This is a genomic window from Photobacterium proteolyticum, assembly GCF_001939735.1.
In the GTDB taxonomy this organism is placed as follows: Bacteria; Pseudomonadota; Gammaproteobacteria; order Enterobacterales; family Vibrionaceae; genus Photobacterium; species Photobacterium proteolyticum.
The window spans coordinates 201,501-228,381 of sequence record NZ_MJIL01000060.1; the positions used below are offsets into that span (position 1 = coordinate 201,501).

At 47.2% G+C, this 26,881-nt stretch carries 18 protein-coding genes and 1 pseudogene; 12 read left to right on the forward strand and 7 right to left on the reverse strand.

The genetic code is table 11. From position 1 onward, the window contains the following. The 5 genes and pseudogenes from BIT28_RS10190 to BIT28_RS10210 all read left to right on the forward strand — a co-directional run. Positions 1–3,066 (forward strand): annotated as a pseudogene (locus BIT28_RS10190) (efflux RND transporter permease subunit); the annotation flags it as partial. Continuing rightward, positions 3,059–3,733 (forward strand): response regulator transcription factor, encoded by a 675-nt coding sequence (locus BIT28_RS10195; protein WP_075763441.1) that lies wholly within the window; start codon positions 3,059–3,061, stop codon positions 3,731–3,733. The pseudogene BIT28_RS10190 and the gene BIT28_RS10195, both read left to right, overlap by 8 nt. Further along, positions 3,717–4,967, forward strand: coding sequence for a sensor histidine kinase (locus BIT28_RS10200; protein WP_075763442.1), 1,251 nt, complete (start codon positions 3,717–3,719; stop codon positions 4,965–4,967). Before BIT28_RS10195 ends, BIT28_RS10200 begins: the two co-directional genes overlap by 17 nt. A 113-nt stretch (positions 4,968–5,080) precedes the next feature. After that, on the forward strand, positions 5,081–5,572 hold the full coding sequence (locus tag BIT28_RS10205; RefSeq protein WP_075763443.1) for a hypothetical protein: 492 nt from the start codon (positions 5,081–5,083) through the stop codon (positions 5,570–5,572). 129 nt (positions 5,573–5,701) lie between these two features. Next, positions 5,702–7,504 (forward strand): M3 family oligoendopeptidase, encoded by a 1,803-nt coding sequence (locus tag BIT28_RS10210; protein WP_075763444.1) that lies wholly within the window; start codon positions 5,702–5,704, stop codon positions 7,502–7,504. A 111-nt stretch (positions 7,505–7,615) separates the two neighbouring features. On the opposite strand, the gene BIT28_RS10215 is transcribed toward BIT28_RS10210, so the two are convergent. After that, positions 7,616–8,287: an outer membrane beta-barrel protein gene (locus BIT28_RS10215; RefSeq protein ID WP_075763445.1), complete on the reverse strand. Its 672-nt coding sequence runs from the start codon at positions 8,285–8,287 to the stop codon at positions 7,616–7,618. Between the two features lie 613 nt (positions 8,288–8,900). On the opposite strand from BIT28_RS10215, the gene trpB reads away from it, so the two are divergent. Beyond that, on the forward strand, positions 8,901–10,136 hold the full coding sequence (gene trpB, locus BIT28_RS10220) for a tryptophan synthase subunit beta (protein ID WP_075763446.1): 1,236 nt from the start codon (positions 8,901–8,903) through the stop codon (positions 10,134–10,136). Positions 10,137–10,200: 64 nt separating this feature from the next. Here trpB and BIT28_RS10225 read toward each other — a convergent pair whose 3' ends face one another. From BIT28_RS10225 to BIT28_RS10240, 4 genes are all read right to left on the reverse strand, one after another. After that, positions 10,201–11,607, reverse strand: coding sequence for a YfcC family protein (locus BIT28_RS10225; protein WP_075763473.1), 1,407 nt, complete (start codon positions 11,605–11,607; stop codon positions 10,201–10,203). A 77-nt stretch (positions 11,608–11,684) separates the two neighbouring features. After that, on the reverse strand, positions 11,685–12,794 hold the full coding sequence (locus BIT28_RS10230) for an NAD/NADP octopine/nopaline dehydrogenase family protein (RefSeq protein ID WP_075763447.1): 1,110 nt from the start codon (positions 12,792–12,794) through the stop codon (positions 11,685–11,687). Positions 12,795–12,973: 179 nt separating this feature from the next. Continuing rightward, the gene (locus tag BIT28_RS10235; protein ID WP_075763448.1) at positions 12,974–13,921 is read right to left on the reverse strand and encodes a LysR family transcriptional regulator; all 948 of its coding nucleotides are present in this window, start codon (positions 13,919–13,921) and stop codon (positions 12,974–12,976) included. A 187-nt stretch (positions 13,922–14,108) separates the two neighbouring features. After that, positions 14,109–15,029, reverse strand: coding sequence for a M14 family metallopeptidase (locus BIT28_RS10240; RefSeq protein WP_075763449.1), 921 nt, complete (start codon positions 15,027–15,029; stop codon positions 14,109–14,111). 379 nt (positions 15,030–15,408) lie between these two features. Between BIT28_RS10240 and BIT28_RS10245 the strand changes: the two genes are divergently transcribed. The 4 genes from BIT28_RS10245 (at position 15,409) to BIT28_RS10260 (ending at position 19,771) form a co-directional block, all read left to right on the forward strand. Next, positions 15,409–16,329 carry an NmrA family NAD(P)-binding protein gene (locus BIT28_RS10245; RefSeq protein ID WP_075763450.1) on the forward strand — a complete coding sequence of 307 codons (921 nt, stop codon included), beginning with the start codon at positions 15,409–15,411 and terminating at the stop codon, positions 16,327–16,329. A gap of 83 nt (positions 16,330–16,412) precedes the next feature. Beyond that, entirely contained in the window at positions 16,413–17,771 is a 1,359-nt protein-coding gene (locus tag BIT28_RS10250; protein WP_075763451.1) for a Na+/H+ antiporter NhaC family protein, read from the forward strand. An 89-nt stretch (positions 17,772–17,860) separates the two neighbouring features. Beyond that, the gene (locus tag BIT28_RS10255; RefSeq protein ID WP_075763452.1) at positions 17,861–18,736 is read left to right on the forward strand and encodes an AraC family transcriptional regulator; all 876 of its coding nucleotides are present in this window, start codon (positions 17,861–17,863) and stop codon (positions 18,734–18,736) included. Positions 18,737–18,898: 162 nt separating this feature from the next. Continuing rightward, positions 18,899–19,771: a nuclear transport factor 2 family protein gene (locus BIT28_RS10260; RefSeq protein WP_075763453.1), complete on the forward strand. Its 873-nt coding sequence runs from the start codon at positions 18,899–18,901 to the stop codon at positions 19,769–19,771. A 69-nt stretch (positions 19,772–19,840) separates the two neighbouring features. Here the strand turns inward: BIT28_RS10260 and BIT28_RS10265 are convergent, their stop codons facing one another. Further along, complete coding sequence (locus BIT28_RS10265) at positions 19,841–21,529, reverse strand: methyl-accepting chemotaxis protein (RefSeq protein WP_075763454.1); 1,689 nt, start codon at positions 21,527–21,529, stop codon at positions 19,841–19,843. Between the two features lie 401 nt (positions 21,530–21,930). Between BIT28_RS10265 and astA the strand changes: the two genes are divergently transcribed. Continuing rightward, the gene (astA, locus tag BIT28_RS10270; RefSeq protein ID WP_075763455.1) at positions 21,931–22,947 is read left to right on the forward strand and encodes an arginine N-succinyltransferase; all 1,017 of its coding nucleotides are present in this window, start codon (positions 21,931–21,933) and stop codon (positions 22,945–22,947) included. A 54-nt stretch (positions 22,948–23,001) separates the two neighbouring features. On the opposite strand, the gene BIT28_RS10275 is transcribed toward astA, so the two are convergent. After that, on the reverse strand, positions 23,002–24,660 hold the full coding sequence (locus BIT28_RS10275) for a putative transporter (RefSeq protein WP_075763456.1): 1,659 nt from the start codon (positions 24,658–24,660) through the stop codon (positions 23,002–23,004). Between the two features lie 899 nt (positions 24,661–25,559). Here BIT28_RS10275 and BIT28_RS10280 point away from each other — a divergent pair. Beyond that, positions 25,560–26,822: a S41 family peptidase gene (locus BIT28_RS10280; protein ID WP_075763457.1), complete on the forward strand. Its 1,263-nt coding sequence runs from the start codon at positions 25,560–25,562 to the stop codon at positions 26,820–26,822. Positions 26,823–26,881: the final 59 nt, after the last annotated feature.

A 26,881-nucleotide genomic window follows, 5' to 3' on the forward strand; every position in this document is an offset into this window, starting at 1 on the left:
ATGACATCTCCTCAGGATATAGCTGTGGCCAAGCAGTCTGGCGGCATTATTGGTTGGTTTGCGATTAACTCGGTTGCGGCGAACCTGTTACTGGTTAGCATGATTGTGCTTGGTATCATGTCGCTGAATTCTATTCGCAAGGAAGCCTTTCCCAGCATGGAGCCTAACGTCATCACCGTATCGGTGAATTATGACAGCGGCGATGCCAAGCAAGCCGAAGAAGGTATTGCGATCAAAATTGAAGATGCATTGGAAACGGTGCCGGGTATCAAGCGTATCACATCGACATCTGATGCTAATGGAAGCTCGGTGCGAATCGAGAAGCTCAGTGACTACGAGCTTGAGACTTTGCTGACTGATGTCAAAACCAAAGTTGATGCCATTTATAATTTTCCGGCAGATGCTGAAAACCCGGTGATCGACAAAGCAAGAATGCAGGATCATGCGCTCTGGGTGCAGCTATATGGTGATGCAGACAGGGCAACGCTGCAGGCACTGGCCGAAAAGTTAAAAGCTGATCTTCTGGCGCAGTCATCGATTCGGGATTTGGAAATCAAAGGTAAGTCTGAGCCGATCATTTCTGTCGAAGTGGATGAAGGGCAGCTTCAGGCCTATGGTCTGTCTCTGTCGGATATCGCAACGGCGATCAATGCCGAATCATCTACTGCCTTGAGGACAAGCCTGCGCAACGGTGAGAAGGTGGTACGGCTTAAAGCGGCAGAACAAGCATACCAGGCAGCTGAATTTGCACGTATTCCGTTAGTCACGACTGCGCAAGGGACCATTATTACCCTTGGTGATGTTGCTAGTGTCACCGAGGCATTCGAAGATGATCCGTTTACTTTGTCTCGCTATCAGCAAACAAACGGAATGGGTATTGAGATCGTCATGGATGAGTATGGCGATGTTACCCAAATTGTCGAGCAGGCTAAACAAGTGGTCGAGAACTGGCATCAGCGTGGTTTGTTGCCTGCGAACGTGGAGTTGGTCACTTGGTACGACAAAAGTACTTTAATAAAAGATCGACTGTCACTGCTGACCAGTAACGCCCTGACAGGTATCGCATTGGTGTTTATTGTTCTGGCCCTGTTTCTTAATCTGCGCGTGGCCTTCTGGGTAGCAGCTGGTCTGCCGTTCGTCTTTTTCGGTACCTTGTTTTTTATGGGCGACAGCTTTACCGGACTGACGATCAATGAAATGACCACATTCGGTTTCATTATGGCGCTGGGGATAGTGGTCGATGATGCTGTCGTGGTGGGAGAGAGTGTATATGCTACCCGGCGCCAGGATGGGGATACCCTTGCCAATACCATAAAAGGCACGCTAAAGGTCGCCGTGCCTACACTGTTCGGGGTGTTGACAACTGTCGCAGCATTTATGTCTTTGTCGAATGTCACTGGTGATTTAGGGCAGATTTATGCCCAGTTCGGTACTGTAGTTACCATTTGCTTGTTGTTGTCGGTAGTTGAATCCAAGCTGATCCTGCCATCGCACCTGGCGCATCTCAATACTCACCGCCAGATCCCACGAGGCATTAAAGGCTGGTGGGCACATATCCAGCATGGTGCCGATAGTGGGCTGATGTGGTTCAACCGACGTATTTATTGTCCCGTGATTGAATGGGCATTGAATTTCCGTTATGCCGTCATTTTGGCCTTTATTGCCCTAATGGTGCTGGTAGCGGGAATGCCGATGACAGGAAGTGTTCGTGTAGCATTTTTCCCGGACATACCGGGTGACGTTGTCACGGCAGATCTGTCAATGCAGAATGATGCGAGTTTCGGACAGACGAATCGAAATCTATTGAAGCTTGAGCAGGCAGCTCTTCAGGCAGACCGTAACCTCATTGCCCGAAAGGCAAATGGCAACCCGACTGCTAACTCATCAGATACTGGCCTACTAGCCAAGAGTGGAATAACAAGTTTGCAGATTATTGCCGAAGACGATAGCTCGGGTAAATTGCAAGTTGAGCTAACATCTGACGGGCTGTATACCTCGACAGAGTTCGAACAGGAATGGGAGCGACTTAGCGGATCGCCGGAAGGGGTTAAGAAGCTGAAGTTTTTGTCCAGCTTTGAAATGGTTGATAACTTCAAGGTGGAGCTTAAAGCTTGGGATGATGCAACTGTGCGCCAGGCCGGGCTGAAGTTTAAAGACCTGCTGGCGCAGACTCCGGGCGTGAGTGGTATCGATGACAACCTGAATCCGGGCCTGCCGCAGATCCGGTTTGAACTCACTGAGCAGGGCAGAACACTGGGGATGGATACGGCTAATTTGTCACAACAGGTATTACAGTCCTTTGGTGGTGAAATTGTTCAGCGTTATCAACGTAACAAAGACGAAGTTAAGGTTCGTGTTCGATACCCTGAACAAAAACGTCAGAATATGGCCGACATAATGCAATCTCGGGTGCGCACCCCTGATGGCACAGTGGTTCCGTTAAGCACAGTTGCCAATGTTGTTTCAGAGTACCAACAAGATGAAATTACCCGCATTGATAGTTTGAGGGCTATCTATATTACGGCTGTTGTCGATAAGACGATTGTTGCTCCCAACGAGTTGGTGGCTCGATTGCAGCAAGACGTAGTACCTGAATTGCAACGGCAGTATCCGGATTTGAGCGTGCATTTTGCCGGTGAGGCCGAGCAGCAGCAGGAAGCGACTAGCTCGATGGGCAATATGTTCATTGTTGCATTGCTGGCTATTTATGTTTTGCTGGCCGTGCCGTTGAAGTCCTATATTCAGCCGTTGCTGATCATGACTGCGATTCCTTTCGGTATTGTCGGGGCAATACTGGGTCACTGGTGGAATGATTTGACCATTAGTATCTTGTCGCTTAACGGTATTTTGGCGCTGAGCGGAGTAGTCGTTAATGACAGTTTGCTATTGGTATCCCGTTTCAACGAGCTTAGGGAAGATGAAAGCATCCCTGTTAAGCAAGCAATTAAAGAGGCTTGCTCCGGGCGTTTGCGAGCAGTATTGCTGACATCTGTTACTACCTTTGCCGGATTAACCCCACTGCTGGGAGAAACCTCGATGCAAGCCCAGTTTTTGATCCCTGCTGCTGGTAGAAGATGATCTGGATTTGGCAACAGCGGTTGTCGATTATTTGGAACTCGAATCCATTCAGTGTGACCACGCCGTTAACGGCGTGGTTGGCTTGAACCTGATTAAGAAAAACCCTTACCAGGCTATTATTCTGGATTTGAATTTGCCCCGAATGGATGGATTAACAGTGTGCAGGCAAATGCGCGAGTTGGGTAACGACACGCCTGTGCTGATGTTGACGGCACGAGACAGCCTTGATGATAAGCTGGTCGGTTTTGATTCCGGCGCTGATGATTATTTGGTTAAGCCGTTTGCGATGGAAGAGCTAATCGCCAGGGTCAAGGTATTGTCACGTCGCCGCAGCGGGCAGATCAACAAGCTCACTGTCGAGGATCTCGAGTTAGATTTAAGCCAGAAGCAAGCTTACCGCAACCAGCAGTTACTGAAGTTGTCACCGACTGCAATTAAGATCCTAGAGGTGCTGATGCGTGAGAGTCCCAGCCCTGTCTCGAGGGAAGTGTTGATGCAGCGTGTTTGGGGAGACGAGCAGCCAGACAGCAATAGTTTGAAAGTGCATGTGTTTAATATCAGAAAGCAGCTGGATATGGCTGGTGGCCCACCACTAATCCATACCATGGCTAGCTTTGGGTTTGTCTTGAGGAGAGCGGATGAAAATCAGGCTTAGTCTCAGGTTGTACTTTCTGGCGGCGATGCTACTGCTCGGTGTGTCCTTGGTGATGGTGTTTTCAGGGCTGACCGCCAGTTACTATTTCAAAGGTATGGACAAGGCTATGCGTTTGGCTGCGATTGATACCGCTGAAGTAGAAGGCGTTCGTCAAGGTCTGCCGAAGTTAGTGATTGGTTTCACTGTCGCCAGTGATTGGCAAGATGTTCCCGAAGATATCAAAGAGCATATCCCAACCCCGCCAACTGAACTTTATGTGCTGGAAAAACATATTAAAGGTTCAGTATTCTCCGGCCCGCCCGAGGCGGGTTATTTTGTGATGTTAGTGATAAATAGCCGGGGGGAACGGCGCTTTGTATCACGCTCTTTTGTTGGTGCGCCCCCTGATTTCGTTATCAAGGAGGATTTCTCTCACTTCTTTAGGATCTTGATTTTTTGTATCTCGGGGATTGTTACCTTTTCAGTGGTATTGATTTTAATGATGCGCTCAGTGGCATCACCCGTCGAGAAATTACGTGATTGGGCAAAATCACTTAGTGCCGATAGCCTGAAACAGGCTGCGCCGGATTTTCGTTATAACGAGCTGAATACATTGGCAACGCTAATCCAAAATAGCCTGAATTTGGTCCAGGAGGGCCTTGAGCGCGAGCAGGTTTTCTTACGACATGCCAGCCATGAACTAAGAACACCGATTGCCGTTATTCGTACCAATACTGAGTTGTTAAAAAAACTCGGAACAAGCAACCCAGACAAATCTCAGGCTATCGTTGAGCGTATTGAACGGGCCAGTTTGACGATGGGGCATTTGACCGACACCTTGTTATGGATGAGTCGAGAAAGCACTTCATCACTGCCGGCTGAGTATGTGGACTTGGGTGTTTTGCTTGAAGAGTTGGTTGACGAACTGCATTACTTACTTCAGGGCAAGAGTGTTTCCATTGAGGTAGAGACATCACCGCACTCAGTATTGCTTCCTGTGATTGGGTGTCGAATAGTACTTACAAACCTGATAAGAAATGCATTTCAGCATACTCAACATGGGCGGGTTGTTATTACCCAAGTTGAAAATACGGTGCTTATCCAAAATTCAAATAGTGATAGTCAATCTGGTGAAACCAGTGATTTGGGCTTCGGCTTAGGGTTGGATCTTACAGAAAAGCTGGTAAAACGCTTTGGCTGGCAGTATGAACATCGCAAAGAGGTGACTGGCCACGTGGTTAAAGTCAGGTTTTAAATTGGCGTTTTCACGCTAGGCATGTTCCTAGTGGGGCTATGTAATTGATAATTATTTGCATTTGTTATTGTTTTTCATTTAAATATACCTTTCTGTTTAAGGTGGGCGTGAAAATGAAACTCGAACAATGTTGGCAGCACTATACAAAGGCAGAAGAGTTGATCCAGCAGGGGCACTGGCCCGAGGCGTATTATTTGTATAATGATGTGTTGTCGCATTTGCCGAATTATATTCACCATGCAGTAAGCTGCCCAAATACGAAGCCCTGCCAGTTTGCCTGTATGCTCGATGGCTATCGAAATGCATGTATTAATCAGTCTGAAATACTGAATCACCTCGGAAGGAAAGATGAAGCATTCACTTTGCTTTCTCATACCTATAACTATTTTCAGTTTCTAGCGCTGGAATCTCACACCATCGTCCAGGCAATACATACTGTGTTGAGCAATCATAGTGAAAACTTGTTTCTTCATATCAGTGCCTTTTGTACCGCCCAGGGCAACGCGGACTGGATGCAGGAGCTGGCGAATGTCCAGAAGTCCCACCATCACTTTCATCAGTTGCAGCATTCAGCCTCTTTAATGCAATCTGGCAGGCTTAACTAGTCAGGGCTGAGATCCCGTGTTTATTTGATAAAGCAGAAAATAAATCCCAGATACGCTAATCTAATATAATGATTTAAATCGTATTTCTGATTGATAGAAAGAAAGTCGCTGACTGTTGAGGAACAACAAATGAATGCACCAAGCTGGGATCTTTCCATTGCGTATGAAAGTTTATCTGATCCTAAAATCTCCCAGGATATGAAAATCGCCAAGGAAAAAGTCGCGGACTTTGCTGCCTTGGATCCCACTGCTATTGGTGATTTGATGAAGGCAATCGCCCTGAAAGATCAGCTCACTATTATAGTGAGAACCTTGTCCAGCTATGCAAGTTGCCTGTCTTCGGTTGACGCTTCAGACGACGGCGCGAAAAAGTTAGCTGGCAACGTCGACAAACTTTTTTCTGAGTTTGAGCAAGCGTTCAATCCATTTATTCAGGCATTGATCCATTTAAGTGTCGATGAGTTCAATACGGTTCTTGCCGGTAATGACGATCTGGGCGAACTGGAAGCCTACCGTTTCAAGTTGGAACGGGAGAGGTTGAAACGAAACCGCCTTCTTTCTGTGGGTGAAGAGCAGCTACTTTCGGCAATGAATGTTGATGGCAGAAATGCTTGGGGCCGTCTTTATGACAACCTGACCGGGAGCCTTTCTGTTACTTTAAAGCTGAAGGACGGCAGCGAGGAGTCAATGGGACTATCTCAAGCGGTAAGTATCCTGTATGGGCCTGACAGTGAACGCCGTGAGCCAGCATGGAAAGCGATCTCAGAGGTAATGTGTGTTCATGAGCAAAGTTTTGCAGCGATTTTAAATGGCTTGGCGGGTGGCAGACTGACGGAGTACGAAAAGCGAAGTCATACCGAGCAGGTGCACTTTTTGGATTCTAGCCTTCATAGCAGCCGTATTGAGAAGGAAACCTTGGAGGCGATGATCAAGGTCGCCAGAGACAACCAGGCGGTAGGGCGCAAAGCGGGTTTACAGATGGCTAAGCTGTTCGGTACAGAGAAACTCAAACCTTGGGATGAATTGGCGTCTATGCCTGCCATCGAGGGAGGGGAGAGCGAAAGTTATAACTTCGAGCAGGGGATCTCGATTATCCGCGAGGCGTTTGCCGGTGTCGATCAGGAAATGGCGGACTTTGTCGATATGATGGTTGAAAGGCAGTTGATTGATGCCGCTCCTCAGTCAACAAAACGTCTGGGGGCCTATTGTACCAAGTTCGTGAACACCCGAACTCCTTTGGTATTTATGACCTGGGGCGGCAGTATGTCCGACGTACTAACGCTTGCCCACGAACTTGGTCATGCATTCCACAACTGGGTAATGCGGGATATGCCCGTAGTACGTAGTGAGTACCCGATGACATTGGCTGAGACGGCGTCAATTTTTGCCGAGAATATTGTTCGTGATGCGCTGTTGGAGAAAGCGGAGAGTGATCGGGATAGATTGATGATGCTATGGGAAGAAGCTCAGGCAACATTGGCTTTGATGATCAATATTCCAGTTCGATTTGAGTTTGAACAAGCCTTTTATGAGCAGCGTCAGCAGGGTGAGTTCACCCCGGCTCAATTTAGGGAGCTGATGGCCAGCACATGGAGAGAGTGGTATGGCGAGGCGATGGACGAGACGAACGATATGTTCTGGGCCAGCAAGCTGCACTTTAGCATTCCGGAGCTTAGCTTTTACAACTACCCTTATTTGTTTGGTTACCTGTTCAGCAAGGGCGTTTATGCCCAACGAGCAGTAAAGGGCGAGCAATTCTATTCTGACTATAAAGCCTTGCTGCGTGATACCGGCTCGATGACCGCCGAAGAGGTGGTACAGAAACATTTGGGCATGGATATTCGTCAGCCCGAGTTCTGGCAGCAGAGTGTTGATATGGTTTCGACACAGATTGATGCGTTTGAACAACTTATTGAGGCTGGCCGCCAGTAGGCAAAGTATCTCTCGAGTACAAATTGCCGTAACAAAAAGCGGTTTAGCATGATGCTAAACCGCTTGAGTTCTTATGAGGCAGGAATGACGGCCTTTGCTAAAAGTCGCTAATTAGAAGCTATAGCGAGCACCTAGCTGGTAGCTCATTTCTTTTAGATCATCAAAAGCACGGTGCTGAAGGTTGGCTTCGATGCTCATGTGATCAGATACCTTGAAGTTGTTACCAAGGCGAAGCTCATACAGGGTATCGTCGTAATCTGCTAGACGCATTGCCGGCTCTACAGTCCACTTATCCATTAGCTGGTAACGAGCACCGATTTCACCTGTCAGGCCGGAGTCGTCGCCTCTGAATGTTGTGGTGGCGCTAGAGAAGCCAAATACATGCACATCCAACTCGACTTCTGAGCGAGAGTAACCAGCCAGACCATATATAGTCAGGTCGCTGTTGATTGGGTGGAAGTAACCCAGGCCAAGCAAACCGTGAGAGATAGTCAGATCGTCTTTAGCTGTCGCGTCACCACGGGTTTCCAGGAAGAAGTTATCAGTAAAGTTCCAGCTACCGCGAAGGTACATACCCGCTGTGTTGTCAGTCAGAGAAGCATTCTGGTTCCATACTGATACAGAAGATGGTAGGTCGTGGTCGTACGAGTTTAGCTGCAGGCCGCCTGAGATATAGTTGAAGTTTTGAGTTAGGTTGTGGCTCGCAGCGTCGGTAGATTCCGCTTGCACAGAAAAAGTTGTTGCAAGAATGGCAGCAAGTGGAAGTAGTGCGATTTTTTTCATTATATAAACCTAATAAAGTTGGTGCTCGCCGACAATAAAGCTAATTCGTTGGCGGCTTCAAAAGATGAACGCATAGTACGCCCATTAAAAACACTGTGCAATAATTATTTGTACGATGTTTTTTATTTTTTGACTGTTTGGTCGATTATTGGGCGAATTGGCTAACAGGGATCACATTTATCCTTGATAGTCACATGGTTTCTATTCAATCAGTAACGCGAAGTCTTTATGATAGGTGAGTGTATACCCAAGCTACCTCAAGATGCAGGATTCAGAGTGAGACCAGCGAGCTCAGTTCAAGGAAAATAACGGTAGGAATGGCCTTTCCCTTTCAACGTTATTTGACACAGAAATGGGGTCGCTGGCTCACTCCCAAAGGGCGAGTTTACTTGGCTTCTATGCGTTGTTACCGATTATTAATTTAGAGCCACTAGATTTTCTAATCGGTGCCTAGCCTACAAGCCAAGTAATTCTCGCTGAAACGAGCATCTTGAGGTAGCTTGGGTATACTCATTGAATAGGACAAGGAATGCCATGAAGAATACGTTTGACCATGCTCTGCCGAATGCAGAAGGGTATTTTGGTGANCTCATTGAATAGGACAAGGAATGCCATGAAGAATACGTTTGACCATGCTCTGCCGAATGCAGAAGGGTATTTTGGTGAATATGGCGGTAGTTTCATTCCTGAAGAACTACAAGAAATAATGAACCAGATTGCAGCCGCTTATGATGAATGCCGCAAGGATCCGGCTTTTCAGGATGAGCTCGCTCGTTTGTATAAGCATTTTGTCGGTCGCCCGAGCCCGATATTTCATGCTGAAAACTTATCCGCCAAATATGGCGCGCCTATATATCTTAAACGAGAAGATCTTAACCATACCGGTGCCCACAAGATTAACCACTGTTTGGGTGAAGCGCTTGTTGCCAAGAAAATGGGCAAGAAGAAACTGATTGCAGAAACAGGTGCAGGCCAGCATGGTGTGGCCTTGGCGACAGCGGCTGCATTGGTTGGCCTGGAGTGCGATATCTACATGGGAGAAGTGGATATTGCCAAAGAGCATCCTAACGTTGTTCGAATGCGGATCCTCGGTGCTAACGTTATTCCGGCTACTCACGGACGTAAAACACTGAAAGAAGCCGTAGATGCAGCCTTTGAGGCTTACCTGAAAGATCCGATTAACCAATTGTATGCGATTGGCTCAGTAGTCGGTCCTCACCCATTCCCGATGATGGTCAGAGACTTCCAATCGATTATCGGTAACGAGGCTCGTGTTCAGTTTAAGGAGATGACCGGTAACTTACCCGAAAACCTGGTTGCCTGTGTTGGCGGCGGTTCAAATGCAATGGGTCTGTTTACAGCCTTCCTTGATGATGCTGACGTGGCTATTCATGGTGTTGAGCCTGCCGGGCGTTCGCTAACCGAAGTCGGAGAGCATGCCGCAACGCTTACCCTGGGAGAGCCGGGTGTGATGCATGGCTTTAAGTCATATATGCTGAAAGATACAGAAGGTGAACCTCAGGAAGTGTACTCGGTGGCCAGTGGCCTGGACTACCCGTCTGTCGGACCGCAGCATAGCTACCTGAAGGATACCGGCCGAGCCAAATATGGCACGGTGAATGACCAGGAAGCCATCGATGCCTTCTTCGAATTGTCGCGCCATGAAGGTATTATTCCGGCAATTGAATCAGCCCATGCTGTAGCCTACGCTTTGAAGCTGGCCAAGCAGGGAGAGAAGGGAGCAATCCTGATTAACTTGTCGGGGCGAGGTGACAAGGATATCGATTTTGTCGTTGAAAACTTCGGAAAAGACTATGGCATTGAGTCGCTATTAAATACGGCCAAATAGCTCTACTTTATATACAGAGAAAAGCCAGACTTTGTGTCTGGCTTTTGTGTCTGTGGTGAAAGCGCTAGCTGAAGATAACCCCAAGGCTGAGCAAGATCATTACCATAGCTGTCAAAACACCAAGTAGCGGGCCAATGAATTTCAGCCAGGAAGAGTAGGAGACGCGGCCGATAGCCAGTCCGCCCATCACTACCCCGGAAGTTGGCGTAACAAGGTTTGGCAGGCCAGAGGCGGATTGGAACGCTGTAACAACCAGCTCACGTCCTACTCCGGCAAAGTCAGCAAGCGGGGCGAGTACCGGCATCGACAGAACGGCTAGGCCAGAAGAAGAGGGAACAACAAGGCAGAGTACCGCTTCAACCCAATAAATAGCATTGATAAAGGCAACTTCATGTAACCCTCCCAGCAGGCCTTCGGCATAATTGAGAATTGTATGGGTAATGTTGCCGTTATCCATCACGACAACCAATCCCCGGGCGATAGCGATGATGAGGGCAACACCAAGTAAATCGCGGGCGCCGTTAACAAAGCTGTCGGTAATCTCGACCTCTGACAGGCGGCCGACAAATCCGACAACAATACTCGAACCGATAAATAGTGCGGATAGCTCTGCCATCCACCAGCCAGCAAGAGACACACCCCACATCATTACTGCAAAGGTGAGTCCGAAAATCACCAGTACCGCTTTACGTTTTCCTGTCAGCTCTGGGGCTTGCTGTTCTTTGCTGTGAAGGAAATGCTTGAGGTTGTCTTCTTTTTGGTGGGCAACAATGGATTGCATCGGGTCACGCTTTACTTTGTCGGCGTAGCGCATTACGTAGATAACACAGGCCAGCCAACCTAACACTAGGATAACAGCACGCAGCGCGAAGCCTTCCATGAAGTTGATCTCGGCAGCGTTGGAGGCAATCACTGTTGCAAAAGGGTTGATTGTAGAGCCGAGACAGCCAATTCCCGCACCGACCATAATAATGGCCACCCCGACAATGCTGTCATAGCCAGCAGCGATCATCACCGGGATCAGCAACGCATAGAAGGGGATTGTTTCTTCTGCCATACCGTAAACGGTGCCTCCGAGGGCAAACAGACCCATCAGGATTGGGATCATCCACTTTTCACGACCGGCCAGGCGTTTCATGGTGCCGGCAATACCAGCATCAATTGCACCGGTTTCTGTTACTACGGCCAGAAAGCCACCGATAACCAAGACGAACAAGGCAACATCAACGGCGCGTGCCGCGTAGCTTGCCGGATCGTAGAAGCCCTGAATGGGGGCCATGAGTACATCCACAATACCCTGTGGATTAGCGTCGACCGTTTGGTAGGAGCCGACAAGCGGCACCATACGACCCAGTACTTCATTGTTTTCCATTTGATACTGCCCGGCCGGGATCACCCAGGTTAGTAGTGCCATGACGACGGTAAGCAACATCAAAATTGTGTAGGCAGAGGGAAATTTTATTCTAGTCATACAGATGTCCTTTTCAGATGGGGCAAACTGCCCCATAAACGGGTGGTAACCACCTCTCATTGGTGCAACGAAAGCTGTTAGGCCACAAAATTGAGAATTTCTTGTGGTGACAAATTAGCCAGCCCCATCTTTTTCAGTGTCCTGCCACTGGTAAAGTAATCGGTATCGTTATAGGCATTGTCGATATGCAGGCAGGAAGTGATCAGCGGAGTCTCGACACCAGCCAACTGACCAAGCTCATAGCAAGGCACAAGCAGGTAGGCAGCATCTTCTGTGATGTATCGGTTACTGGCCGAATTAGGCGCACTGTTTAGTTTGCCATGGGTTTCCGAGGTACGGTTTACCTCGTACACACTCTCACAATCCATGGCGTAGAGGGCATTCATCGCCTCAAGTTCCGGGAGTAGGCTAATTCCTAATGCCTTTCCTATTGCCAGGCGTTCTTGTTCCATCACCGCAGCAGCTTTGGCTGTCGAGACTGAACAGCAATCTTTGTAGTAGTTGAACTGGCCGTCATAATTTTCTAGCAGCCCCATATTGAGCGTTGTCAAAAGCGGGTGACCACCGAAGTTGATATTCTCCAGCCCGGCTTCGATAACATTGTCCAACGGTTTTAGTGGCAGCGGCATAACAGGTTGCAGTGCTTTAATTGCCTCCGCTGTCTTACTGGCAGGCAGTGCTGATACTGGCAGAAACTCTTTCATGCCGAGAATTGCCAGCTCGGCAGGGCCGACAATCCGGGTCGCCCAGGGGATGGAAATCGCATCGACAAAGGTGAGGTTAAGGTCTTCATAACCTTGTTCGTTCTTGATCCGGTTTAATACCAATGAGCCGTAGTTACCCGGCATCAGCATAATGATCTGACCGTCACGTAAATGCGGCAACATGCTGGTGAATAAAGGTTCCTGGGCAAATGAAGGGACGGGGAGGACCAGCAAGTCCGAATAGAGGATGGTCTCTTCGAGATCGCGGCTTACCTTATCAATAGCCTGAAAGCCCGAATAGGTGAGGGGGACATCATTAAAGCTTTCGAGCGCTTTGATACCGCCGCACTTTTCGATATCAGCCAAAGGCTGGTCAAAACCTGTTGCGCCGTACAGGCAGACATCCGCTCCCTGAAGTGTGAAATGATAGGCTGCTGTTAACCCGGCATTGCCAGAGCCGATAACAGATACACGAGGTGCCATAGTTCTTCCTTTTTGAAACGTGATTTGGTGTTTTCAGATTAAGGAAGAACCTGCTTTTACAGCCAATGAAGAAGACGCAAACAACCATGCAAAAAAGTAATGGTTGTCATCGAGTTTGATCTTAACTACCTGATATTTTGACTATTTTTAAAGTTGTGTTTATTCATGACAGTTACTGGTTATCTGTGAGATTGCGCATCTGCATCTTCATCAAGATCCCGCATCGGGCCGATTTTGAGGTAAATATCCAGTTCGTCGGCAAGGAGCAGGAATTGCTCGATGAATTGCTCGGCATGCCGATGTATTGGCTTGAGTGCCGGGTAGAGCATGTCGAACTCAAAGGGAAGACTAAAAACCAGAGGGCGCATCACAACCTGGGGATGCTCGCACTCCATATGGGCCGTAAACGGATCGGTAATCGCAATTCCTACCCCTTCGCGAACCAGGACGGCGGCTGTACTGGCCAATGATACTTCTATTTGTTCTACGGTCGATAGGTTGTAGCGGCGCAGTAGGGCATCTATGCGCCGTTGGATGGCATCTTTTTCATGGCGGATCAGCATTTGGTCGGCGATATCATAAATATCGATCACCGAACGTTTGGCGAGCGGGCTGTCCGCGGGGATCAGGCAGACGCATTCACACTCGATCTTCTGAGCTTTTACCCCTGCCAGATGTTCGTCGACGAAGGCAAAACCGATATCGGTGGTCTGGCTTTGGATCCGGCGAACCACTTCTTCGGAACGGTAGGTTTTGAAGCCGACCTTCATTTTCGGGGCATTCTTGAGAAAGGTTGCCAGAATACGGGGAAGGTAGGCGTTGGACAGCAAAGGCATAGCGGCAATATTCAGACTTCCAAAGTGACTGGATCTGATGGATTCTGCAGCGAGGTCGAGCCCGGTCACAGCATCGAAAACTTTGGCAACTTCCAGATGGAATGCCTGTCCTTCATCGCTCAATACCAACCGGTTTCCCTTGCGGATAAACAAGTGAAAACCCAGGCGCTGTTCCAGCCCAGAAAGCAATCGGCTGACGGCGGGTTGGCTGAGGCTGAGCCGCTCCGCTGCAGCGGTAACGGTTTGGCATTCGACAATTGCTTTGAATGCATTGAGTTGGGATAGCTTCATCGGCGTTGCGCTACTCTTATTGGCTTGATTATGGCTGTAAGCTACCAAATATCTTTGGTTAATACTTTTTTGGCGTACCTCAACCGTGACAGGCAACGTAAAAAGACAAAGCCAGGTTGAAAACCTGGCTTTGTCTTGATGCGATATCATTTGAGTATGAAGGCGTTAAAGAATACGTCGGGTCTTGCTACAACAGCTTGATAATGTAATCAAGTGCGCCGGTTACTGCCGCTACCTGTGCGTCATTGCATTCCTGATCATTAACGAGAGGGCTATCCGGGTACACCTCGGTTGTGGTGCCGTAAGTACAATTCGTCAAGCCGCTGCATAGGCCTAGTTTCTTGGTTGGGTAATTAATCACGCCTTCCTGGGTTATTGCCTCACCAATGATTTTTCCTTCCCCGTCAGGCGGGGCGATATGGGTGACTTTCCGGACTGATTCGATAGTAGCCTTCTGGAACTCATCCTGAGGGTTGTCGGTATCACCGACAAGATAAAAGCCGTCTGGGATCATGCCTTTGACATACTCAATGCCGTCTCGAGCGGCGAGGGCCGGCCTGAATTCCAGCTCATCGGTATCAGTAGTTTCGTGTAAGTCTATATGGGCAAGAATGTCACAACCGAGTGAAGCAACCAATGCCATCAAGCCAGCCGATTCTTCAGACGGACTGTTTTCATAGAAAGAGCGGTTAGGATCGACAGCATTGGGATTCCAGCGATTGATGGTTTCATATCCCCATGGACTGACACAAGGGGCGACAATGATATTGAATGTATCGCTGTAGTTGTCAGCTTCCGTAGCAACAAACTGAATAGCACCATGCACACCGCTGGTCTCATAGCCATGAACACCGCCCGTGATCAGGACTGTTGGTTTGTTGCTGTCCCAGTTTCGGGTCTTTAGCGCAAAGAGAGGGTATTTCTCGCTATCATAAGAAAGAGCACCATACTGGAGCAAGTCAAAGCGCTCCCCGAGCGGGGTGAGTTTTTTAACGACTTCGTCCTGGTAAGAGCGTTTGATCGTAACTTGTTTAAGCCATACGGCCTTTTCTTTATCACTCCATTTTTGCCCTGGAGCACCAATCGGGTAGCTGTGTGAACTGCTCATTACTCTGCCTTTAGTGATCGTCGTTATCGGAAAATACAATTTAGAGAATAAACAGCCTACTTCGCATAGGCAACAGTATTTTTTGTGGAGATCTACAGCTCGTTTTAACTTTTATATCAAAGAGATGCTGTATAGCTGCAGGTTATTGGTCGCGGCTATATGTAAGTAAGTGTGAGTCGATTGAAAGGAACCTTGATTATCATCAGAAAGAGAGTGCCGGGTTCGATATTTACCATTTTAAGACTGGCTCTGACCATGAAATGCAATATGGGGACATTTACAATTTTCTCCTCAGGTACAGGCAGGCTTGTGCTATTACTCTGAGCCGTTGTGAACTGTGCCTGACAAATTGCATCTTATGAAGTGAGAGGAGCTTGGTATGAAAAAGCAACATGTGGCTGTTATTGGTGCGACAGGACAAGTGGGGACACCATTAACACGAGGTCTGCTCTCGCTTGGGCATGATGCCACCATCATTACCCGTAAGCCGCAAAAAGACGCTAAGTTGATGGCTTTTGAACAACAGGGGGCTTTGATTTCTGTCTGTGTTGATATGCATGATGTGGATACAATGACAGAGATACTTCAGGGGGTTGATACTCTGGTTGCCAGTGTTCCGGGTTCAAAAACTATCATCGAGCAATCCGAGCCTGTTTGGCTGGAGGCGGCAGTGAAAGCCGGCGTGAAACGCTTTGTTCCGTCTGAGTTTGGTTGTCATACTCAAGCGCTTGAAATGGGTGATGGTGAAGTGTTTGACAACAAGAAGCGCTTTCACGACCTGTTGATGAGCTCAGGCATTGGCTGGACGCTATTTTACAACGGCGGCATCTTTGACTATTTTCTGCCGAACCTGCGGTTCTTCAGAAAAATCACCACGTTCGGTGATCTTGAGTTGCCTATCTATACCCATGATATCGAAGACATCGGTTATCTTGCGGCGCTGGCGGTAACTGATGAGCGAACTCTGAACAAGTGCGTTCAGGTTGACTACAATGCGCTTTCCCAACACGACATGCTGGATCAGCTTAAACGAAACTGGCCTGATCATTCCTTCGAGTATGAACACTTCTCATCAGAATATATTACGACCATGAAAGAGAGTGCTGGTGATGAAGTGACGGCGAAAAAAGGATCGGAAACAGACAAAGAGCGCTGGGGGATCAACTACGCGATTTATGTCATTGGTAAGCTTGCTGCGTTTAATGAGCAGACATTGCGTACCAGCGAACTCTATCCTGATTATGTCTGTAAGCGGCCGGAAGAAGTGTTAAACGACGCTAAGTTTGTCTTCGAGGACTGATCTCTTTTTGCTAATGGCGAAGAGATAGCTTCCGGGTTATCTCTTCGTGTTTGTTGCAAGCTTCCCTTCAGAACAGGCCGTTTATGGACTCTTGGCTAACCTTATTACCCCCGTGTATATCAATACTCCTTGCGATGACTACCCGGCAAGTTTACGTCGCTATTTTTACTGGCATCATGGCGGGTTCAATTCTGCTTGCACAAACAGTGATTGGTGGAATTGCAGATAGTTTCAATGCGATTGCCGTCACTTTTTCATCGCCGAGCTCGGTGAAAAGCCTGATCTTTATCGTGATGATTGGTGCCATTATTAATGTAATGCAACAGTCTGGCGGAGTAGAAGCACTAATTCACCAGCTTTCCAGACAACGAGGCCCGGTAAGAACAAAAGTCAGTGCGCAGCTAGTCACTTTCGGCTTTGGATTCTTAATGTGTCTGGAAGGTGTTGGCTCGATGATGTTGGTTGGTGTGGTTGGCAGACCCTTGTTCAAGCAGTTTGAGATCTCTAATGAAAGGCTGGCACTCGTAGCTAACTGCACTGGTGCACCTCTGGCCTGGCTTGTCCCTTTTAGTGGTGCCGGAGTGTTTCTGACCAGCCTGATTGCTTCAGAAGTTGAAAAGGGAATGTTGTCTGAGCAACCAGCTAGCTATGTACTTAGCGCTTTGCCTTATCAGTTCTATACGATTGTGATATTGGCTTTAGTGCCGTTGCTGGCACTATTGAAGAAAGAGAGGCTTGTTGCGAATACTGGTGAAACTGTTATCGTCGATAATGAAAACATGAAAAGCCGGGTTGCTGCTCATTCATCAGCGACTGCATTTTATCTGCTAGTGCCTATTGTTCTGTTAATAACACCGATTGGCTTAATAACTTATATGACGGATGATATTAGCTCGGCAGTCTATTTGAGCGGTTTTATTTCGCTTATCGGTTCAGGTGTTTATTTTCGTGCCAATATGGTGAGCGTTGAACAATATATAGACTGGTGCCTACAAGGCATGAAAAATATGCTGCCTGCCGCGATTATTCTGATCTTGGCTTTCTCATTAAGCAGGGTATCTGGCGAGCTGGGAACCGGAAAATACCTGGCAACTTTGTTTGCAGGTGAGCTGCCTCTAGGGCTTGTTCCTGTTGCAATCTTTGTGTTGTGTATACTGATTTCATTTTCAACGGGCAGCTCGGGGGCGACGGTCAGTATTATGACGTCAATAGTGGTTTCACTGGCGGTGAGTACTGGTACATCGGTACCGCTGTGCATTGCGGCAATGATCTCCGGAGCGGTATTTGGCGATCAAAGTTCGCCAATTTCCGACTCGGTGATTGTCGCATCATCCGCTGCAGACTGTCCTCCGGAAAAACACTTCGCGACACAGCTGCCCTACACGCTGGCAGTGGCCTTATTGTCACTTGCATTTTATCTGGTGGTCGGACTAAGTGCCTAATACTTAATGCTTGGCATGGTTGTTTGGCTATAGAGTATGCGATAGTGCTTTGAGAAGCTCCTGACAAACAAGAAGTTAATAAGAGTTGTATGAATATACCTGAAGTAGGCTTCAATCACGCAAAAACGGCAAACCGAGAAATCGAAGCCATTGATCTGGAAGAAATATATCAGCGTACTCATCGCCTTAACCATACGCCAACTCTGCCGCACCGAGTCAACTTCTACCTTCTCATTCATATTGAAGAAGGAGAGGGGAGCCATTTTATTGATTTTGTAAACTATCCTTATCAATCCGGAGCCTTTATTTCGGTGCAGAAAAACCAGGTTCATGCATTTGATTTTAGCCATAGGCCTAAAGGAAAGGTGCTGTTGTTTACCCAGACTTTTATCGATCAGGCGCTGGCTAATATGCGTCTTCCGGAGTTTACTCCCATCCACCTCGAACATGCTTATCAGCCAGTATTTACGCCGGACTCTGAGGTGCTGAGTAGCAGCCAAAGTATTCTGGCAGAGATCGTCAAAGAGCTGAGTTATCAGAATGCGGATCCCCTCATTGCAATGTTCCTGTTTTCCTCACTGTCGTTAATACTTCGCCGCGCTATGCCTGAAAGTCACCATGACAGGTTGAACAAAGAGCAGCTGAGTAAGTTTTCCCACTTTATTGAATTGCTGGAGAAAAACTTTCAACGTACCCGTGATGCAACGTATTATGCAGAGCAAATACATACCACCTATAAGACGCTTAATCAGATATCGAAGCTGGCAACGAACCAGACAGCCAAGCAACTTATTGATGCTTACACGATTCTGGAGGCAAAACGACGCTTGGTGTTAGATGGTTTGCCAACCCAGCAACTGGCTTATGATTTGGGTTTTGAAGATGCCAGTAACTTTGTTAAGTACTTTAAAAAGCATACGTTGCTAACGCCCTCCCGCTTTCAGAAACAGTATTCAGTTAAGTGACTTCAAATTGAACCCTCTGCGGAGTCTGGTTTACCTTGTGTCTGAACCTGTTTTTGGATTCGGTAAAGATGTTCGAAATTGACCATTTTTCAGCGGGTACTGACCATGTGACCCTTCCTTGCTTTCATTACTATTTCCTCATTCCAACAAGAGGTGAACAAAATGAAAAAAGGTCTATCTGCCGTACTGGCAACAACCGTTATCTTATGTAGTGCTTGCACAAGTCAGATTTCAGCTGAAGAGCAATTACTGTCCTTGCCCAATAAAGACAAAGCTGTTGCACTTCTTAACAGTATCGAAACAGGTGACCACCAAGCCATTAGCTACGTGAACCCAGATAATTACATTCAGCATAACCTTGCTGTCGGAGATGGACTTGCAGGGTTTGGTGCCGTACTTCAGGCGCTTCCTAAAGGCAGCGCGAAGGTTGATGTTAAACGGGCCTTCCAGGATGGTGACTATGTCTTTACGCATACCGATTATAACTTCTTTGGTCCTAAAGTCGGTTTTGATGTGTTTAGGTTTGAAGACGGTCTGATTGTTGAGCATTGGGATAACCTGGCTGAGAAAACGTCGCCAAACCCTAGCGGCAGAACGCAGCTTGACGGCCAGACACAAGTTATGGATCTCGAAAAGACCGAGCAGAATAAAGCGTTGGTGGAAGACTTTGTCAGCACAGTTCTCATGAAAGGTGATTATTCCCAGCTCGGGCGCTTTATTGATAGTGGAGAGCAAGATTATCTGCAGCATAACTCGGTGATAGCCGATGGCCTGAGTGGCTTGGCGCTGGCACTGGAGCAGATGACAGCTCAAGGTATCAAGATGGTGTATGACAAGAACCACCTGGTGCTTGGAGAAGGCAACTTTGTCTTGAGCATTAGCGAAGGAAGCCTGGGTGGCGAACATGTTTCTTACTATGATTTGTTCCGTATTGATGAAGGTAAAATCGTCGAACACTGGGATACGATCGAACCAATTCCTGCCAAAGATCAGTGGAAGAACAATAACGGCAAGTTTGGTTTCACTGCGCAGTAACAGGATGTTAAACGGCTACCTTTTCCAAGGTAGCCGTTGTTGAGGGAGTGTTAGAGCCGAGATAAATAGTTAGCTTGTCTTGAACTGGCCAACCAGTTGTTTTAGCTCTGTGCCGGCATGGTTTAGCTCACTGACCACTTGCTCTGAGCTGCTGCTTGAATGGATAAGGTCGGTAACGATATCCTGGATAGCAACCATGTTACGGTTGATTTCATCCGTCACCGAACTTTGCTCAGTAGCCGCGGTAGCTATCTGACTGGTCATGTCATTTATGGCTTCAACTGCACCGGTAACTGATGACAGACTTTCGGTAATAGAGTTCGCCGCACCTACCGCCTCGGTACACGTCGACTGGCTGTTGTTCATTGATGATACGGCCTGAGAAACTAGGGCATGAAGCTCATCAAGCATCTCTTTGATTTCCTGTGTACTAGACTGGGTACGGCTTGCCAGCCCACGAACTTCATCGGCAACGACGGCGAAGCCTCGGCCCTGTTCACCTGCACGCGCTGCCTCAATGGCTGCGTTTAGTGCTAGCAGGTTTGTTTGCTCGGCAATTTCACCGATTACTTTCAGAACGTTATCAATCTTTTGTGACTGCTGGTTCAAAGAGTGGATGTGCTGGGCGGCCTGATCGACTTCGTCGACGAGCGCGCTGATGGAGACAACGGAAGTATCAACACGTTGCTGGGCAACATGTGAATCTTCGCTGGCATTGCTGGTGGCATTCGATACTTCGTTGGCATTCATTGCCACTTCGCTTGCAGCTGAGCTCATTTCAGTAACTGCTGTTACGATTTGCTCGGTTTCGTTGTTGTGCTCCTGAAGCTGCTGCGTTAGGCGAATAGTCTGATCATGGATATTGTTGGCAGCACCGCTGACATTATCAGTCACATCTGAAACCTGGGTAATGATCCCCTGCAGCTTGGCAACAAAGCGGTTGAATGCATTACCAAGCTCGGCAATTTCGTCATGCCCTTGTACTTCCAGACGGCGCGTTAAATCACCCTCACCATCGGCAATTTCGTTGAGCGTTTTAGCCATATTCTGAACCGGGCGGGTCATGCGGTTGGCTATGAACAGAATACAAAGCACACTCAGCGCACCCAGCACGATAGAGCTAAGCAAAACAAGCTTAAACCTCTCAGCCATGCTAGCGGCAGCATGGGTATGATAAGCATCGACCTGGGCGTCGATATCATCAATATAAAGGCCGGTACCAATGAACCACTGGCCGTTATTAACTGTTGTCGAGTAGCTTAATTTCGGCTGTGGTTGACCACCACTGCTTTTGGGATAGCTATAGGCAACAAAACCACCGCCACTCTGAGCGGCTTTGATTAATCCCTTAATGTAGGCAACACCGTTAACGTCGGTGTTGTTCAGTCGATTTTGATTGTGGTTGGCCGGAGCGGTCGCATGCGCTACGTTGGTGCCTTTCATGTCATAAATGAAAAAGTACCCAGAGCGGTCACTGGCAAACCGAAGAGGGGTAAGCAGGGCACGGACTTTCTCTAGTGCAATGCTAGGGTTGGTGTTGTCGGCAAGAACGCCGTCAACAGCGTGCTGGGCGATGGTTGTCGCATCTTTTAGCTGGTTCTTGCGTTCGAGGATCAGACGTTCTTTGTAAAGGGTAACCTCTTCTTCTACTGCTTTGTTTTCAAGTGTCACGATAATCCCTATCGCTACACTCATTATGATGAAAACCGGTAATATGCTTAGCAGCAATAATTTGCTTTTTAACTGTAATTTATTCATAGCGACTCGGACTCATCTACATTCATAATTATAATTTTGGGGGTTATGCACTTCCCAATAAAGTATGTCGGCACTGACTATTAATTCTTTACAGAATGTTGTGTTATTTATACAGCTATCAGTAAAAAATGGGCTACAGCTCACAAATGAAGCGTTATTTTACTTTCGTGCGCAAAGAAAGGCAGGCAGAGGACGAAGTATAAGCAATTTATGCGTTGAAGTGATTTTATTGTTATAAATATGCAAGGGGTATAACAGTTATTCTGTGTCTGAATTGTTATGTTTGTTTAGTGTGTTCATTTCGATCTTCTACTCAGCAGTCATGCTGCCAGCTATCTTCTTAGCGATCTTATTGTAACGAGTGGCCAGGAGGCCACTATATGCATCAGGAGGGATGTTCGATGCTAGTAATTCGTCCAATTACGGAGGCCGATTTTCCGGCGCTTATGCGTTGTGCCGAAGAGTCAGGTCATGGGTTCACCTCGCTTCCGGTAAACGAAGAACTGATCCGGGGGAAAATTCAACACTCGCTGGAGAGCTTTGCCAAAGAGGTGAGCTCGCCGGGTATTGAAGGTTACCTGATGGTGGCCGAAGATACTGAAACCGGAGAAGTTGTTGGCACCACAGGTATCGAGGCCACGGTCGGGCTTGACGTACCTTTTTACAGTTACCATATAAGCAAAGTGGTGCATTCTTCGCGCAAGTTGGGAGTACATAATATCGTCGAGCTATTAACCTTCGGTAATAACTACACAGGTTGCAGCGAAATATGTACCTTGTTTTTACGTCCTCAGTGGCGTGAAGGGCTCAACGGGCGTCTGCTGTCAAAATGTCGATTCTTAATGATGGGTGAGCACCCGCAGCGTTTTTCCAAAACAGTGTTTGCCGAAATGCGTGGTGTATCCGATGAAGAGGGGCACTCTCCATTCTGGGAGTGGCTAAGAGATCATTTCTTTTCGATTGAATTTACCCATGCAGATTATTTGGTTGGGGTAGGCCAAAAAGGGTTTATTGCCGATCTTATGCCTAAACTGCCGATTTATGTCAGTTTACTTAGTGATGAGGCGCAGGAGGTTATAGGTCAGGTCCATGAAAACACACGACCGGCGCTTCGGTTGCTAGAGAAAGAAGGATTTACCAACCGTGGTTATGCGGCGATTTTTGATGCCGGGCCAACAGTAGAATGCGATATGGTGAATATTCGCTCTGTCTACCAGGCGTTTTATTGCACTGTCGAAATAAGTGAACATAGTAGCCAGTCTGACTATTTGGTCAGCAATACTGAGTTTCAGCATTTCAGGGCGGTTGCCGGCAAGGTCGATGTGAACAAAGCGCTTTCCAAAGCGCGGATTTCCCCTGAAATGGCAGATGCCCTTCAAGTGAATGACGGTGATCAGGTTCGTTTGCTGGCACAATAGGCTCGGGAGTAGATGAAAAAATCAAGCCACGCAGTAGCGTGGCTTGCTGAAGTCTTACATTGCCCAGAGCAGAATAGCGAGCAACTGAGGGGATAATATCCGCAAACACATGACAAGCGGGTAGACAGTGGCATAAGACAATGCCGATGCGCCACTCGTTGGGTGCAAGCCGTTGGCAAAGGCCAGCGCCGGTGGATCGGTCATTGAGCCGGCTAGCATGCCGCAGATAGTCAGGTAGTTAAGTTGGCCAAAGATGCGAGCAATGAAGCCGACCGTGATCAACGGGATCGCAGTGATCAAGATTCCGTATCCCATCCAGCTTAGCCCGTCGCCATTAACCAAAGTATCGATAAACCCACCCCCGGATTTCAGTCCGACAACAGCCAGGAAGAGCACGATACCGATCTCTCGCAGGGCAAGGTTGGCACTTGGCGGCATAAACCAGTACATCTTGCCAATACTGCCGATTCGAGCCAGGATTAGGGCGACGATCAGTGGTCCGCCCGCCAAGCCAAGCTTGATGGCTGCCGGGAAACCAGGCAGATAGAACGGAATTGATCCCAGCAACACCCCGAGCCCGATACCGACGAAAACAGGGAGCATCTGAACTTGCTGAAGCTTTTGGTGAGCATTACCTACGATACCGCTCACCGCTTCAATGGCTTCCTGTTTGCCGACCAGGTTGAGAATGTCACCAAACTGCAAGGTAGACTGGCTGGTTGGTACTAACTCGACGCCGGCACGGTTGAGACGCGACACAACGACATCGTATTTTTCTTTCAGATCCAAATCGCGGATCTTTTTGCCGAGTACGATCTCGTTGGTGACAACCAGACGCTGAACACGCAATTCTGTGCCGCGGGTTGAGAGCGAGGCATCAACCTCTTCCCCAATAACCAGACGTGCTTTTTCAAGTGCAGTCTTGTCGCCCACTAAGTGCAGTAGATCATTGGTTTCGATATGCGTGTTTTGTTTAGGAACATAGAGGTGGTCTTCGCGCTTGAGGCGCGAGCAAACAATATCACCCTCGGTCAGTGCTGGAACATTCATCAGCATCAGTCCGTTTAAGTTGGGGTTCTTGACCGCGACGTTAATGGTGTGAAGGCTCTCTTTTTTATGGCCATTATGAATTTCAAACTCATCGGCCTCTTTGTTGACATTGACGCGAAAGGCGAGGCGTAGGGTCCACATTGTTAGCAAGATGCCGCAGATCCCGAACGGGTAAGCAACGGCGTAGCCCATACCGGTAAGATCGAGCATACCTTCCTGAGCGCCAAGCTCAGAGAGAATTTGCTGACCAGCACCCAGCGATGGCGTATTGGTGACGGCACCGGAAAATACCCCGAGGATCACGGGTAAAGGCACATCGAACAGTTGGTGCAGGGCGATGGTTACGAGGCAGCCAAGCAAGACTATCAGCGCTGCAAAACCGTTTAATTTTAGCCCCGAGCTTCTCAAGGAAGCAAAAAAGCCCGGCCCGACCTGTATTCCTATTGTATAAACAAAGAGAATGAGGCCAAACTCCTGTATAAAGTGCAGGGTATTTGAATCGAGAGCGATGCCCCAGGTGCCGGTGAAGTGACCAACGAAAATGCCGCCGAACAGCACTCCGCCTATCCCTAAACCTACGCCATAGATACGCCAATTCCCAATCCAAAGCCCAAGCACCGCTACCAGCGCAAGAATGCTGATAGAGAGCGCAATGTCACTCATGGTGAGTCTCCTGGTTAATAAAAATTCTGTTCACCGCAATTTTTTTCATTATTGCTGGTGTGTGGCAACAATCCGCCGGGACGGTATTGTGACGCCAGGGGTAGGCTTATGAACTCAGTAAAGACTGATTTCGTAATAGATAACGAAAGGAGTGGTTAGGGAGTTTTGTCTACAGCTGGTGGAATCTCATTGTATTCTTTTTTTCATACCACATTGAAAAATCGAATTGCATGTATAAAACGCTATCAGAGTTGTCGATGTAGTATGCCCATTTGGGATGTCGCCTTAACTTGATAAATAGTAATACCTTAAAATATAAAAGGTTTTAATAGCCAATATGCCAAATTGTGCAGTGCGCCTGATTCTAATTTAGTTAGGATAAGTCTTTGTTAATTAAGGGTTGTAATTGTGTGACAAATCAAGGGGGGAAACAATTCACTCAATTATCTGACTTTGATATTCTGTTTTTATGTCAATGATTATTAATGAATCAGACTTGAAATAAGTCGAATTATTAAGGTTGTTAATTACAGTTTGATAAATATATTTGTGATGCATCTCTTAAAACTAATTGGTAATAAAATTATTATCTAAGCCAGTTATTTTTAGATATGAAGCAACATCAAACAATAACTACAATCAGTATTTTATAACGCTTATTAGACTGAACATGCTGTGTAAGTGGTGATGATTATTCCTCCCATGAGCAAATCGTTATTGGTTGTGTTTTGAACACTGATTATGAAAACTTTGATTGTTTAGTTAGGGTATGTTTTAAAGAGTATGTTGTAATTAAATAGTATGGTTCAGTGATGTGAATCATCAAGTCAACGCGCACCATCCGGCGTCATAACACTGCGATGTACTTTAAAACACGACATAACTAAGGATTGGTTGAAATGATGAGAAAAGTGTTATTACCAATGCTAATCGCCTTGGGTATAGCATCCACATCTGTATGTGCTAAAGAAGCGTTGGATACTCCTGAGAATCTATCTGATGAGGATAAGTTGTATGGCCTGTCTTTGTTTTGGAAAGAGGCCAGCTACAACTTTGCTTATTTTGATCAAGTGCCTGAGCTAGATTTTGATAACGCTTACAGAGAATTTATACCAAAGGTATTAGCAACTGAAAATAATTATGAGTATTACCGTGAATTGATGAAATTCAGTGCTTTATTGCATGACGGGCATACCAATATTTACTTACCGAAAGGACTTTCTGATAGATATGTTGACTGGCCCGCAATAAAGGCCACGGAAGCTAATCACCAAGCTGTAATCACAGAAATTGATAAGAGATTACTAACTGACATTCCTCTCGGCTCAACGATCATATCAGTCGAAGGCGTTGATTTAGACACATATCTAAAAACTAATCTTATGCCTTACCTTTCAAGTTCAACAGAGCAAGCTTTGTGGAGTCATTCAGTAAGGGATATGTTAAAAGGATCGCCTGGCAGTCAAGTTAATTTCGCTATCCAATCCCCCTTGGGAGAGCAAAAAGCAATCACACTTAAGCGAAACTCACGACACATTAAAACTGAGACAGTTGCACTTAACTTGCCAGCTTCTAATGGTCAGTTGTTTGAGTTTCGGTGGTTGGATAATCAAGTTGCTTACGTGGCGTTAAATAGTTTCAGCGATAGACAGATTTTGCACGACTTTAAGTTAGCTTACGAAGATATAAAACAATCTGAAGGCCTCATTATTGACCTCAGGTTTAATGGCGGCGGCAATTCTGGTATAGGTGCCGAGATATTATCCTATTTTACCAATCAAGACTTATATGGCTCGACTTGGAAATCAAGGAAGCATATCGCAGCTTACAAGGCATGGGGGTATAAGGAGTATGCTCAAGATAACGCGTGGGAGTCTGGCTCTATGTCGTTGCTTAAAGCCAAGAGTGATAGTCACATAGTGCCTACCGTGGTGCTGATTGGCAGACACACAGCTTCTGCAGCAGAGGATTTTTTGATCTACGCCGATAACTTACAGCACTTCACGACGATCGGTGAGCGGACTTATGGCAGTACAGGCCAACCCATTTTCGTTGATTTACCCGGAGGGGGCTCTTTCAGAGTGTGTACCAAACGAGATACTTACCCTGACGGAAGAGATTTCGTTGGTTTCGGTATCAGCTGCGTATTCCGGCGATTGTGATCTAGGATTCCGTTTTTTTTCGATCACCTTTTTACCCTCTTTTTCTCTACCCTTATTTT

What these genes read in the sequence shown, in the direction of transcription:
- BIT28_RS10210 (WP_075763444.1), top strand. Translation starts at nt 5,702, where the DNA reads ATGAATGCACCAAGCTGGGATCTTTCCATTGCGTATGAAAGTTTATCT.
- BIT28_RS10205 (WP_075763443.1), top strand. Translation starts at nt 5,081, where the DNA reads ATGAAACTCGAACAATGTTGGCAGCACTATACAAAGGCAGAAGAGTTG.
- BIT28_RS10265 (WP_075763454.1), bottom strand. Translation starts at nt 21,529, where the DNA reads ATGAATAAATTACAGTTAAAAAGCAAATTATTGCTGCTAAGCATATTA.
- BIT28_RS10225 (WP_075763473.1), bottom strand. Translation starts at nt 11,607, where the DNA reads ATGACTAGAATAAAATTTCCCTCTGCCTACACAATTTTGATGTTGCTT.
- BIT28_RS10280 (WP_075763457.1), top strand. Translation starts at nt 25,560, where the DNA reads ATGATGAGAAAAGTGTTATTACCAATGCTAATCGCCTTGGGTATAGCA.
- BIT28_RS10255 (WP_075763452.1), top strand. Translation starts at nt 17,861, where the DNA reads ATGAATATACCTGAAGTAGGCTTCAATCACGCAAAAACGGCAAACCGA.
- BIT28_RS10235 (WP_075763448.1), bottom strand. Translation starts at nt 13,921, where the DNA reads ATGAAGCTATCCCAACTCAATGCATTCAAAGCAATTGTCGAATGCCAA.
- trpB (WP_075763446.1), top strand. Translation starts at nt 8,901, where the DNA reads ATGAAGAATACGTTTGACCATGCTCTGCCGAATGCAGAAGGGTATTTT.
- BIT28_RS10240 (WP_075763449.1), bottom strand. Translation starts at nt 15,029, where the DNA reads ATGAGCAGTTCACACAGCTACCCGATTGGTGCTCCAGGGCAAAAATGG.
- BIT28_RS10200 (WP_075763442.1), top strand. Translation starts at nt 3,717, where the DNA reads ATGAAAATCAGGCTTAGTCTCAGGTTGTACTTTCTGGCGGCGATGCTA.
- BIT28_RS10245 (WP_075763450.1), top strand. Translation starts at nt 15,409, where the DNA reads ATGAAAAAGCAACATGTGGCTGTTATTGGTGCGACAGGACAAGTGGGG.
- BIT28_RS10215 (WP_075763445.1), bottom strand. Translation starts at nt 8,287, where the DNA reads ATGAAAAAAATCGCACTACTTCCACTTGCTGCCATTCTTGCAACAACT.
- astA (WP_075763455.1), top strand. Translation starts at nt 21,931, where the DNA reads ATGCTAGTAATTCGTCCAATTACGGAGGCCGATTTTCCGGCGCTTATG.
- BIT28_RS10250 (WP_075763451.1), top strand. Translation starts at nt 16,413, where the DNA reads ATGGACTCTTGGCTAACCTTATTACCCCCGTGTATATCAATACTCCTT.
- BIT28_RS10275 (WP_075763456.1), bottom strand. Translation starts at nt 24,660, where the DNA reads ATGAGTGACATTGCGCTCTCTATCAGCATTCTTGCGCTGGTAGCGGTG.
- BIT28_RS10260 (WP_075763453.1), top strand. Translation starts at nt 18,899, where the DNA reads ATGAAAAAAGGTCTATCTGCCGTACTGGCAACAACCGTTATCTTATGT.
- BIT28_RS10230 (WP_075763447.1), bottom strand. Translation starts at nt 12,794, where the DNA reads ATGGCACCTCGTGTATCTGTTATCGGCTCTGGCAATGCCGGGTTAACA.